This is a genomic window from Pseudomonas sp. R3-18-08 (assembly GCF_003852065.1).
Lineage (GTDB): Bacteria > Pseudomonadota > Gammaproteobacteria > Pseudomonadales > Pseudomonadaceae > Aquipseudomonas.
In genome coordinates this window covers 3661052-3673251 of the sequence record NZ_CP027729.1, presented here as the reverse complement: position 1 = coordinate 3673251, position 12200 = coordinate 3661052, and the positions used below count along the sequence as shown (strand labels likewise).

The 12200-nt window shown below is 64.2% G+C and carries 12 protein-coding genes; 1 reads left to right on the top strand and 11 read right to left on the bottom strand.

All coding sequences use genetic code 11. From position 1 onward, the window contains the following. Nucleotides 1-233 precede the first annotated feature (233 nt). On the top strand, nt 234-959 hold the full coding sequence (locus C4J92_RS16765) for an SDR family oxidoreductase (RefSeq protein WP_124404649.1): 726 nt from the start codon (nt 234-236) through the stop codon (nt 957-959). On the opposite strand, the gene C4J92_RS16760 is transcribed toward C4J92_RS16765, so the two are convergent. The 11 genes from C4J92_RS16760 to C4J92_RS16710 form a co-directional block, all read right to left on the bottom strand. Further along, nucleotides 956-1960, bottom strand: coding sequence for a LacI family DNA-binding transcriptional regulator (locus C4J92_RS16760; protein ID WP_124404648.1), 1005 nt, complete (start codon nt 1958-1960; stop codon nt 956-958). The genes C4J92_RS16765 and C4J92_RS16760 overlap by 4 nt on opposite strands. A gap of 58 nt (nt 1961-2018) precedes the next feature. Continuing rightward, entirely contained in the window at nt 2019-2882 is an 864-nt protein-coding gene (locus C4J92_RS16755) for a LysR family transcriptional regulator (protein ID WP_124404647.1), read from the bottom strand. 156 nt (nt 2883-3038) lie between these two features. Then, nucleotides 3039-4445 carry an amidase gene (locus tag C4J92_RS16750; protein ID WP_124404646.1) on the bottom strand — a complete coding sequence of 469 codons (1407 nt, stop codon included), beginning with the start codon at nt 4443-4445 and terminating at the stop codon, nt 3039-3041. After that, entirely contained in the window at nt 4442-5710 is a 1269-nt protein-coding gene (locus C4J92_RS16745) for a Zn-dependent hydrolase (RefSeq protein WP_124363439.1), read from the bottom strand. Before C4J92_RS16745 ends, C4J92_RS16750 begins: the two co-directional genes overlap by 4 nt. Nucleotides 5711-5723: 13 nt before the next feature. Continuing rightward, the gene (locus tag C4J92_RS16740; RefSeq protein ID WP_124404645.1) at nt 5724-6419 is read right to left on the bottom strand and encodes an ABC transporter ATP-binding protein; all 696 of its coding nucleotides are present in this window, start codon (nt 6417-6419) and stop codon (nt 5724-5726) included. Then, nucleotides 6419-7168, bottom strand: a complete 750-nt coding sequence (locus C4J92_RS16735; protein WP_124404644.1) for an ABC transporter ATP-binding protein — start codon at nt 7166-7168, stop codon at nt 6419-6421. Before C4J92_RS16735 ends, C4J92_RS16740 begins: the two co-directional genes overlap by 1 nt. Continuing rightward, nucleotides 7165-8175, bottom strand: a complete 1011-nt coding sequence (locus tag C4J92_RS16730; RefSeq protein WP_124404643.1) for a branched-chain amino acid ABC transporter permease — start codon at nt 8173-8175, stop codon at nt 7165-7167. The genes C4J92_RS16735 and C4J92_RS16730 overlap by 4 nt, the downstream gene beginning before the upstream one ends. A 1-nt stretch (nt 8176) precedes the next feature. Further along, the gene (locus C4J92_RS16725) at nt 8177-9037 is read right to left on the bottom strand and encodes a branched-chain amino acid ABC transporter permease (RefSeq protein ID WP_124404642.1); all 861 of its coding nucleotides are present in this window, start codon (nt 9035-9037) and stop codon (nt 8177-8179) included. A 41-nt stretch (nt 9038-9078) separates the two neighbouring features. Next, nucleotides 9079-10281 (bottom strand): ABC transporter substrate-binding protein, encoded by a 1203-nt coding sequence (locus tag C4J92_RS16720; protein ID WP_124404641.1) that lies wholly within the window; start codon nt 10279-10281, stop codon nt 9079-9081. A gap of 228 nt (nt 10282-10509) precedes the next feature. Continuing rightward, complete coding sequence (locus tag C4J92_RS16715) at nt 10510-11277, bottom strand: FadR/GntR family transcriptional regulator (RefSeq protein ID WP_124367538.1); 768 nt, start codon at nt 11275-11277, stop codon at nt 10510-10512. A 108-nt stretch (nt 11278-11385) separates the two neighbouring features. After that, nucleotides 11386-12141, bottom strand: a complete 756-nt coding sequence (locus C4J92_RS16710) for an alpha/beta fold hydrolase (RefSeq protein ID WP_124404640.1) — start codon at nt 12139-12141, stop codon at nt 11386-11388. Nucleotides 12142-12200 lie beyond the last annotated feature (59 nt).

The following is a 12200-nucleotide window of genomic DNA, read 5'->3' as shown; positions in this document are numbered from 1 at the left end:
CACGCCCTCATCGGGAGCAAGCCCCCTCCCACAGGGGATCTTCGTTGTTTTCGGAATTTCATTTATGCAGGCCAGCTTTGCACCTCGGCCCCACCTGATTCAACACCATCCAAATGTGGGAGGGGGCTTGCCCCCGATGGCGGTGGGTCAGTCACAGCTGCATTGGCTGACACGCCCTCATCGGGAGCAAGCCCCCTCCCACAGGGGCTCTTCATTATTTTGGGAATTCATTTATGCAGGCCAGCTTTGACTTCACCCGTCACCGCATCCTCGTCACCGGCGCCAGCAGTGGCATCGGTCGTGAGATCGCCCGGCAGCTCATCCTCAGCGGCGCTGAAGTATTCGCCCTGGGCCGCGACGTTCAAGCCCTGGCCGAATTAGGCTGCCATACCCTGAGCCTGGATATCGCCGACAGCGCGACCCTCGATAAAGCATTGCAAGGCCTGCCGCCCCTGCACGGCCTGGTCAACTGCGCCGGCATTTCACGCCTGGAGCCCGCCGTTTCCATCAGTGCCGAGGCCTTCGACCAGGTGATGAACGTCAACGCCCGCGCCGCTGCGCAGGTGGCCAGCCGTGTCGCGGCGAGGATGATCGAGGCGAGCATCGCCGGCAGTATCGTCAACGTGTCCAGCCAGGCCTCGCTGGTGGCCTTGGATGATCACCTCGGCTACTGCGCCTCCAAGGCCGCGCTGGATGCGATCACCCGCGTGCAGTGCGCTGAATGGGGCCGCTTCGGCATTCGCGTCAACAGCGTCAACCCCACCGTCACGCTCACGCCGATGGCGACCATGGCCTGGTCGGATCCGGCCAAGCGCGATCCGGCGCTGGCCGCCATTCCCCTGGGCCGTTTTGCGCAAACCGTGGAAGTGGCGTTGCCCGTGCTGTTCCTGCTCAGCGATGCCGCCAGCATGATCAGCGGCGTGAGCCTGCCCATCGATGGCGGCTATACCAGCCGCTAGCCGTTCTCCAGCTGCCCGGCGATAACCACCTTGTCCCGTGGTTTGTGCGGGTCTTGCAGGCGATCGAGCAGCAGGCGCACCGCGCTGCTGCCAGCCAGGGATGCGTCGTGGGCCACACAGGCGATGGGCACACCGAAAATGTCGGCGAAGGGCAGGCGGTCGATGCCGCAGATGGTCAGGCTGTCGTGGGCGATGTTGTGCATGCGCAGCGCACGCAGGGCGCCGAGGGTGATCAACTGGTTGAACCCCATGATCGCGTCCGGCGCCGAATGCTCGGCGAGGTAGTCGAGGGTGTGCAGGTAAGCCGGCATCAACGTGTAGTCCCCGGCCTGCACTTCGACCTGCACCTGGGGATGTCCGGCGAGCACTTCGCGCAGGCCCTTGAGGCGCTCCACGGTGATGCGCGAGTGCTCGGGGCCGGTCAGCACCAGCAGGCGCTTGAGGTCCGGGGTCTGGCGCAGCAGGTACTGTGCGGCCTGGATGCCGCTGTGGTAGTTGTCGAGCACCACGCGGCTGAATGGGCTGTCATGCAGCGTGCGGTCAAGCAGCACCACCGGCGTCTTGCCGTTGCCCAGGCGCTCGAGATAGTCGGGCTGGTAGCTCGGCTCATCGGAGACCGGCGACAGGATGATCCCCGCCACGCGATACCCCAGCAGGGTATCGACGGCCTTGCTTTCCAGTTCTTCCAGCTCATCGGTGTCCACCAGCATGATGGTGTAGCCGTGTTTTTTCGCTTCGCGGGAAATCGCCTTGATCATCTCGCTGTAGAACGGGTTGTCCACCGACGCGGTGATCACGCCGATAATCAGGCTCTCACTGCGCTTGAGCCCGCGCGCGAAGGCGTTGGGCACGTAATCGAGCTCGCGCGCCACTTCCAGAATGCGCGCCAGGGTGGCGGGTTTGACCAGGTCAGGTTTGCTCAGCGCCCGGGACACGGTGATGGTGGTCATGCCCACCCGTTTGGCGATGTCGCTGATGGTGACGGACTTTTTCTTGTTCATCGGTAAGGCTGCGAGAGGAAACACCCGCAGGCTAGCATGGGCGCAGGTACAGGGTGATTCAAATCAGCGGGTCCCAGCGTTGCGACCAATCACCTTCGGCCTTGACCACCTCGCGCAACAACGCCAACGCCTGCTGCAGCACCGCCGAATCCCGTGCCCGCGAGTACACCAAGTAAGTCGGAAAACTGAACTCCGGCGCCTTGGCCACGCGCTGCATCACGCCGCTGTCCAGGTAACTCTGCACGACCCGCGTGCGGAAGTACCCGGCGCCGCCGTTCTCCAGGATGTACTGCAACGCCAGCGGCCCCAGGTTGAAACTCACCGCCGCGCGCGCCCGGTCGGGCAGGGCGGCGTCGTGCTGCTGGCGAAAGCCTGGGCCCCAATCGATATACACGTAGGGCTCGGGCTTGCTCGCCAGTTGCACCAGGATCAGTTTTTCTTCCAGCACCTGCTCCACCTGCAAGCCCGGCCAGTACTGCGGCTGGAACACCAGCGCGGCGTCGAGCACCCCCAGTTCCAACTGGCGCAACAGGTACTCGCCTTCACGCACTTCAGTGCGCAGCGCGTGCCCCGGTATCCGCTCGCGCAGCGCCTTGGCCCAGCCGAGCATCAACGGGTTGCACAGGCTGACTTCGCCACCGATATGCAGCACATTGCGATAGCCATCGGGTAACGGCAGGTCACGGCGTGCCGCTTCCCAGGTTTGCAGCAACTGGTTGGCGTACACCACGAAGGCCTCGCCATCGGCGGTCAGCCTGGCCCCGGCGCGATTGCGCACGAACAGCGTACTGCCCAGCTGGTTTTCCAGGTTTTTCACCCGTGCGGTAATGGCGGTCTGGGTGACGTGCAATTTCTCCGCCGCCGCGGCCAGGCTGCCGCAGCGGGTGATTTCGAGGAAGGTGCGTGCCAGTTCGATGTCCATGAAGCCCCCCACAAATGAATGGGGCATTGTAGAGGTTAGAGACTGGAATGCGGTCAAAAATGTGGGAGGGGGCTTGCCCCCGATGGCGGTGGATCAGTGACAGATTAATTGACTGAACCACTGCTATCGGGGGCAAGCCCCCTCCCACATTTGGATCTAGAGTGTTCCGGTGAGCGGGGCTTGCAGGTGTTGGGTGGGGAATGCCTTGGCGTACGCCTGGCACACCCTCAACACCTGCTCATCGGCAAACCGCGCACCCACCACATGCAGCCCCACCGGCAGCCCATTCGCCGCCAGCCCGCACGGCACCGACGCGGCCGGTTGCTGGGTGAGGTTGAAGGGGTAGGTGAACGGCGTCCACTGCGTCCATTCCTCCAGCCCCGAACCCGGCGGGACGGTGTGCCCGGCCTCGAACGCGGTGATCGGCATCATCGGTGACACCAGTACGTCGTAGTGCTCATGGAACGCCGCCATCCGCGCGACCAGCGCCGCACGGGCTTCCAGGGCCGCATTGAAATCATCCAGGCTCAAGCGTTCGCCTCGTTGCGCAATGCGCAGCAAACCGGGATCCAGCAGCTGCTTCTGTGCCTCGCTCATGCTGCGAGTCAGGCGCGCAGCGCCGGCGGCCCACAAGGTGCTGAACACCTCCAACGGGTCGCTGAAACCGGGGTCGATCTGTTCGACATGGGCGCCCAACTGCACCAGGCCATCGACCGCTGCGGCGACCACCCTGGCCACCTGCGGGTCGACATCCACGTAACCAAAGGTCGGGCTGTAGGCGATGCGCAGTCCCTTCAGATCGGCACCGGGCGTCAGCCACGGCGTGGTCCTCGGCGCACCGATCAGCCCGTCCCGCGCGTCCGGCTGCGCCACGGCCTGCAGCATCAGCACGCTGTCTTCCACGGTGCGCGTCATCGGGCCCAGGTGCGACAGGATCGTCATTGAGCTTGCCGGCCATTGCGGCACATAGCCAAAGGTCGGCTTGATGCCGAAGGTGCCGGTGAAGGCACAGGGAATCCGGATCGAGCCGCCCGCGTCGCTGCCCTGGTGCAGCACGCCGAGGTTCAGCGCCGCTGCCGCGCCGGCGCCGCCGGATGAACCGCCCGCCGTGGTGCGCGTGTCCCAGGGGTTGCGCGTGATGCCGTACAGCGGGTTGTCGGTGACGCCTTTCCAGCCGAACTCCGGGGTGGTGGTCTTGCCCAGCAGCACCGCGCCGGCCTTGCGCATGAAGGCGGTGAAGGGCGCATCGACGTCCCACGGCCCATCGGCGGACGTGGTGCGCGACCCCTTGCGGGTGGGCATGCCGACCGTCAGGGTCAAATCCTTGATCGAGGCCGGCACGCCATCCAGCGCCCCGCAGGGCTGGCCTTTGAGCCAGCGTTGCTCGGCGGCGCGTGCCGCATTCAACGCACCTTGCGGGTCCACATGGCAGTAGGCATTCACCAGCGGGTTATAGCGCTCGATACGCAACAGCGCATCCTCGGTGACCTCCACCGGCGACAAGCTCCTGTCCCGAAAATGCTGCAGCAGTTGCACCGCCGTCAGTTGGCCGATCTCGCTCATGGCTGGGCTCCCTGTGCGGCATTGACCATGGCGCGCAGCAGTACCGCGCAACCCGCCGCCAGGTCATCCGGCGCGGCGTTTTCGATTTCGTTGTGGCTGATGCCGCCTTCACACGGCACAAAGATCATCCCGGCCGGGCCCAGTTCGGCGACGAAGATCGCGTCGTGCCCGGCGCCGCTGACGATATCCATATGGCTCAAGCCCAAGGCCTTCGCGCCGTCGCGCACGGCGTTCACGCAGGTGGGGTTGAAGTCCAGGGGCGGGAAGTCGGCGGTGGGGGTCAGTTCGAACGTCAAGCCGTGCCGGGCGGCGCTGGCTTCGATCACGCCGCGCACTTCGTCGACCATGGCGTGCAGCTTGTCCGCATGCAGGTGGCGCAGGTCGAGGGTCATGTGCACCTGGCCGGGAATCACATTGCGTGAGCCGGGGTGCAGGCTCAGGCAACCGACGGTGCCGCAGGCGTGAGGCTGCTGCTGATGGGCGATGCGGTTGACCGCGCTGACCACCTCGGCGGCGCCCACCAGGGCGTCCTTGCGCAGGTGCATCGGCGTCGGCCCGGCATGGGCTTCGACGCCGGTAAGGGTCAGGTCGAACCATTTCTGGCCCAGGCAGCCCATCACCACGCCGATGGTGGTGGCCTGGTCCTCCAGCACCGGGCCCTGTTCGATATGCGCCTCGAAATACGCGCCCACCGGATGGCCCAGTACAGGGCGGGAGCCGGCATAACCGATGCGCTGCAACTCTGCGCCCACCGACAGGCCATGTTCGTCCTGTTTGTCGAGAGTGTCCTGCAGGTCGAACTTACCGGCGAATACCCCGGAGCCCATCATGCACGGCGGGAAGCGCGAGCCTTCTTCATTGGTCCACACCACCACTTCGATGGGCGCTTCGGTTTCGATCTGCAGGTCGTTCAGGGTGCGGATCACTTCCAGGCCGGCCATCACCCCGTAGCAGCCATCGAACTTGCCGCCGGTGGGCTGGGTGTCGATGTGGCTGCCGGTCATCACCGGGGGCAGGGCGGGATTGCGCCCTGCGCGGCGGGCAAAAATATTGCCGATGGCGTCCACAGTCACGCTGCAGCCGGCGGCTTCGCACCACTGCACGAACAGGTCACGGGCCTGGCGGTCCAGGTCGGTCAGGGCCAGGCGGCACACGCCGCCTTTGGCCGTGGCGCCAAGCCGGGCCAGGTCCATCAAGGATTGCCACAGGCGGTCGCGATCGATCAGCGGGGCGTTGCTGGTTAGCGGTTGCGCAAAGCTGTTCATGGGCATTCTCCGGTCAGGCACTCAGGGCCAGGTAGCGGTTCTTGATGGTCGGGTCGGCGCGAAAATCTGCGGCGCTGCCTTCGTACACCACGCGGCCCTGTTCGAGTACGTAATGGCGGTCGGCGAGCTTGTCGCAGACCATCAGGTTCTGTTCCACCAGCAGCACAGGCAGGCCGTCGTCCTTGACCTTGCGCAGTATCTTCACCAGTTCGTCGACGATCACCGGGGCCAGGCCTTCGGTAGGTTCATCGAGGATCAGCAGCTTGGGATCGTTGAGCAGCGCGCGGGCGATGGCGAGCATCTGTTGCTCGCCGCCGGAGAGTGCATGCCCGGCGTTCTTGCGCCGTTCCTTGAGGCGCGGGAACATGCCGTACACATCCTCCAGCTGCCAGCGGCTGCTCTTGCGGACGGCGATGCGCAGGTTTTCCTCGACGCTGAGCAGGCGGAAAATCCCACGGTTCTCCGGCACCAGCGCCAGGCCCTGGCGGGCGATTTGAAAAATCTTCTGGCCCACCAGCGCCTGCCCGTTGAAGTGAATCTGGCCCTGGCGCGGGCAGATGATGCCGAGGATGCTGCGCAAGGTCGTGGTCTTGCCGGCGCCGTTGCGCCCGAGCAGTGTCACCAGTTCGCCGGGGTTGACGGTCAATGACACGCCTTCGAGCACGTGGCTCTTGTCGTAGTAGGAATGGATATTCTCGACGATCAGCATCAGGCAGCCTCCCCAAGATAAGCACTGCGCACACGTTCATCGGCGCGCACGAATTCCGGCGTGCCTTCCACCAGGATCTGCCCGTGGCTCATCACGGTGATGCGTTGGCTGATGGACATGACGATGCTCATGTTGTGTTCGATCAGCAGCACTGTGTGGTCGCGGCCCAGATCGCTGATCAGTTGGGTCATGATCGGAATGTCATCGATGCCCATGCCCGAGGTGGGCTCATCGAGCATCAACAGTTTGGGCCTGGAGCAGATCGACATGCCCACTTCCAGCACCCGCTGCTGGCCGTGGGACAACTCGCCGGCCAGGGTGTCGGCGCGGGCGGTGAGTTGCAGGCGCTCCAGCACCTGGTCGGCCATCTCCAGGTGTTCGCGCTTGCTGTCCACGCGGCGCCAGAAGTTCAGGGCGCGCGCACCGTCACGGCCCTGGGCCGCCAGGCGCAGGTTTTCGCGCACGCTGAGGTTCTGGAACAGGCTGGTGAGCTGGAACGAGCGCGCCATGCCCAGGCCGACGCGGGCGTGGGCCGGTTTGCGCATCAGGTTCCTGCCGTCGAAGTGGATCGCACCGGCGGTGGCCTGGCGCTCACCGGTGAGGCAGTGGAACAGGCTGGTCTTGCCCGCGCCGTTGGGGCCGATGATGGTGTGGATGGTGCCGGCCTCGACCCTGAGGTTGACGCCATTGACCGCACGGAACGCGCCGTAGGCCAGTTCCAGGTCTTGGGTTTGCAGCAGGATGCTCATAGCCCTTCCTCCTTGGCGACGACAGCGGTTTTGCGGCTGCCGCGCACCTTCTCGAACAGCGACACCAGACCGCCCCACAGACCGCCGCGCATGAAGACCACCACCACGATCAGGATCACCCCCAGCAGCATCAACCAGCGGGGCCAAAGGTCGGAGAGGAAATCGCCCAGCAGCACGATGGAACCGGCACCCAGCAACGAGCCGAACAGCGAGCCGGTGCCGCCGACGATGGTCATGATCAGGATGTTCTCGGACATCATCAGGTCGATGTTCGACAGCGGCACAAAGTGCAGCAGCATCGCGTACAACGCCCCGGCGATGCCGGTGACCGCGCCCGACAACACAAACACCAGGATCTTGAAATGCCGCGTGTCGTAGCCGATAGCCGAAGCGCGGGTTTCGTTTTCGCGGATCGCCATCAAGGTGCTGCCGAACGGCGAGGCGATCACCCGGCGCGCGCCGATAAAGATCAGCAGGAACAGCACCGCGACAAAGCCGTAGAAGGCGCGTGCATCGGCCAGCGACAACAGCACCGTGTCACCGATACGAATCTCCGGGCGCGGCACGCTGAGCAGGCCGTTGTCGCCGCCGGTCCAGTCACTCAAGGTGTAGGCGACAAAGTAAGCCATCTGGCTGAACGCCAACGTGAGCATCACGAAGTAGATGCCGGTGCGGCGGATCGCCAGGGCGCCCACCAGCAACGCCAGGAAACCACCGACGACGGCTGCACCGAGCAACGCCGTGAACAGGCCCCATTGCAGGTGGATCATCAGCAACGCCGCGCAATACGCACCGGCACCAAAGAAAATGCCTTGGCCGAACGACAACAGCCCGGTGTAGCCCAGCAACAGGTTGCAGGCCAGGGCGGCCATGGCGAAGATCAGGATTTCGCTGGCCAGGGTGGCCGAGGGCAAAACCAACGGCAGGCCGATCAGCACCGCCACGACCCACAGCAACATGGCGCGCGATTGCGTCTTGGCAAACGGCAGGGGATTTTTCTCGCTCATGTCAGGCTCTCCCGAACAGGCCGTAGGGGCGTACCAGAATCACCACGGCCATCGCGCCGTAGATCATCAGGCTCGCGCCCTGGGGCCAGAGTGTGGTCATCAGGCTTTGCACCACGCCCACCAGCAAACCGCCGACCAGCGCACCGCTGAACGAACCCATGCCGCCGATCACCACCACCACGAAGGCGATGCCGAGAATCTCCGGGCCCACGAACGGCTGCGCACCGCGCAACGGCGCGAACAGCACACCGGCCATGCCGGCCAGGCCAACACCAAGGGCGAAGGTCATGGAGAACAAACGGAAGATATTGGTGCCCAGCAGCGATACGGTCTCGGTGCTCTCACTGCCGGCGCGTACCAGCGCGCCGAAGCGCGTGCGTTCCAGCAGCAGCCACAGGGCCAGGCCCACCACCGCGGAAAACACGATGAGGAACAGGCGGTAGTAGGGGTAGACGAAATCGCCCACCACCAGCACGCCGCGCAGCAGTTCCGGCACCGCGACGCTCTTGCCCACCGGGCCCCAGATCATCACGCTGGCTTCCTGGATGATCAACGCGATGCCCAGTGTTACCAGGATCTGGAACATGTGCGGCAAGTGGTAGATACGCTGGATCAGCACGCGCTCGATCACCCACGCCAGCGCGGCCACCACCAGCGGCGCGATCAGCAGCGCCAGCCAGAAGCTGCCGGTGAGGCTGACGGCGGTGTAGCAGATATAGGCGCCCAGCAGGAAGAACGCGCCGTGGGCGAAATTGACGAAGTTGAGCAGGCCGAAAATGATCGTCAGCCCGACCGCGATCAGGAAGTAGATCATTCCCAACCCGAGGCCGTTGAGTATCTGGAACAGGTAAAGATTAAGCATGCGCGAGCCCTCAGCAGGAAGCCGGTGCGATAGTCAGGAACTCAGGCGAGCGTGCAGCCCGTGGCTTCCACCGGCGGGAAGGACTGGCCGGCGCTGAGCACCTTGGCCAGGTCGTCCTTGTCGGCCATATCGGCGGCGGCCTTGCCGATCAGCAGGTAGTAGTCCTTGATCACCTGATGGTCGCCGGCGCGGATCGATTCCTTGCCGGTCGGGCCTTCATAACTCAGGCCCTGCAGGGCCTTGGCCACGGTCGGCCCGTCGAAGCTGCCGGTAGCGATGATGGTCTCGAGCATCACCTTGGTGCTGATGTAGTCGGCGGCGAGCGGGTAGGTGGGGTTGATGCCGTATTTGGCCTGGGTCAGCTTGACCAGCTCGCGGTTGAGCGGCGTATCGACCTGGTGCCAGTACTGCGCGCCGAGGTACACGCCTTCGAGAATATCGCTGCCCAGTTCCTGGAACTGATCGAGGCCGGCGGACCATACCAGCAGCACCTTCATGCGTTCCTTGATGCCGAAATTCACCGCCTGGCGCAGGGTGTTGGACGACTGGCTGCCGAAATTCAGCAGCACCAGCACATCGGGTTTGGTGGAGATGGCGTTGGTCAGGTAGCCGGAGAATTCCTGTTCCTGCAAGGAGTGGTAGCTGTTGCCGACGTGTTCCAGGCCATGTTCCTTGAGTACGTTTTTCGCGCCTTCGAGCAAGGCTTCACCGAACACGTATTGCGGGGTGATGGTGTACCAGCGCTTGGCGTCCGGCAGCAGCTTGATCAGCGGCACCAGGGTTTCGCGGATGGCGCCGTAGGTGGGCACCGACCAGCGAAACGTGGCCTTGTTGCAGTCCTTGCCGGTGACTTCATCAGCGCCCACCGGGGTCATGAACACGCCGCCGACCTTGTCGACTTCCTTGGCCACTGCCAGGGCCGACGAGGACAGCGTGCAGCCCTGGAAGAACCGCGCGCCGTCCTGCTGGATCGCTTCCTGCACCTTGCGCACCGCCTTGCCGGCATTGCCCTCGGTGTCGATGACCTTGTAGTTCAACGGGCGGCCGAGCACTTGCGGGTGCTGCTCCACCGCCAGGCGCGAACCCATGTCGGCAAACTTGCCATAGCTGGCAAAGGCGCCAGACATGGACTTGAGGCCGTAAAAGGTAAAGGGCTCGGCGGCGAATGCCGAACGCACGCTCAGCGGGAGGCTGAGGGCGGAGGCGAAGGTGAGACTGGCTTTCAATAACGTACGACGCTGCATGGGGTGACTCCCTGGTTTAGTTATTGGCAGGAGCGGCAAGGGCGATACGGTGGAGCAAGGGCCTGTGGGCAGGCGTTTTTTATTGAGGTGAGGCGATCCGACGATTGGAATGCAAACCCCCTGTGGGAGGGGGCTTGCCCCCGATGACTGAGTGTCAGGCACTGCATCAGGTGGCTGATCCACCGCTATCGGGGGCAAGCCCCCTCCCACATTGGATTGTCGGTGTGCTTAAGAGTGATCGAACTCCAGCAGGAAGTGCGGGCTGACCTGGCCTTCCAGCGCAGTCATGTGGTGTTCGGCATCGCACATGTGTTCATGCATCAAGCTGCGCACCGCGCTTTCATCCCCGGCGCGAAAGGCGATCAGCAATTGCTTGTGGTAGTCGAGGTTGGCCGCATCGAACTGCTTGCGCTTGGGCTTGTAGGCTTTTTTCAGCACCACCAGGTCGCGCAGCAGGTCGTTGAGGAACTGCGCCATGAAACCGAGCAGCGGGTTGGGGCAGGCCTTGGCCAGCAGGTTGTGAAATTCCAGTTCCGCCAGACGCTGTTCGCGCTGGCCGGCTTCGCTGTCTTCGGGGGCGCTGCAAAAATCCACGTTGTCCTGCAAGGCCTGGTAGTCGCTCTCGCTCAAGCGCCCGAGCACCGACAGCGCCAGCTCCACTTCGATGACCTTGCGCAGTTGGTACACCTGCTCGCCGTCCAGGTGCTGGAAGTGCAGGTAGTTGCGCAGTGCGCGGCTGGCGGGTTCGGTGCCGGCCTGGTTCAGGTAGGCGCCGCCACTGGGGCCGGTGCGCGTACTCACCAGGCCTTCGACTTCCAGCGCCTTGAGCGCTTCACGGGCCGAGCCCTTGGAGCACTGGAAGCTTTCCATCAGCTCGCGTTCGGTGGGCAAGCGGTCGCCGGGCTTCAAGGCGTCGGTGACGATGGAGCGCTTGACCGACTCGACGATCACATCGGACAGCTTCTGGCGTTTGCGGCGTAGCGGACGGCTCAGCATGGTTTCGATTTATCGTATTAATGCGGATAAATAGCACTTAATAACGATCGGGCCGCAGCGTCAACGCAGGGTGTCGTTTCTGGTGTCGATAGGTCGTAAACGCAAGGGTCAGTCCCAGCCGCCACGGTCGAGGCAGCGTGTGTTCGCCGGTGGCTGTTTGCCGAAAACCAGAAAATCACCGAGCCAGCGGCTGACACAGCCGTCACCGCCTGACTGGGCGGGTTCCTTGAGCAGCAGCAGCTCGACGCCGGAAGCCACGGGTTCGCCGCGCCCGGCGTTGACCAGCACCATGCGCGCAATGCGTTCGGGAAACAGCGTGGCATAGCGGTTGCCCAGTCGCGCCGCGTCGGCATTGCCGACGTAGTTGAGTTGGGCCTCGCCCAGTTGCACACGGACATACTCCATATCCCGCGCCGCCTGTTCGACGGCGGCGTCCTGTTGCAGGTCGCGGGGGCTCAGTTCGATCACGTCGTAGCGGTCGACCAACGTGCGGTAAGCCTGGGTGGCATAAGACTCCCAGCGGCCGACCAGATGCAGGGCGAAGGTGGCGTTTTTAGCTGCACGCGGGTCGCCGGACTGGATAAACACCATGCCCTCACGGTTGAGCGGGTCGCGTGCGCCGACGCGTGTCACGCTCAAGCGCAGGCGCCCGCGGCCGGGTGCGGCATGGTCGCGGGGCACCGTCACCTGGCCGCATTGGGTGCGCGCGAGAACTTCGGGGTCGAGCCGTTCAAACGCCGGGAAGGGGCAATCCAGTAACCAGTCAATGGCGGTGGGCGTGATCAAGGGGTCGGCCAGGGCCAGGTGGGCGATCAGCCAGGCGCCGAGGCAAACCAGGCATTTTCCAACAACGCTGGGTTTCATTAAAAGGTCCTGGAAGAGCCGTGTGAAGGCGGCTTTTTTACCAAGGACCTTGGGTCTAA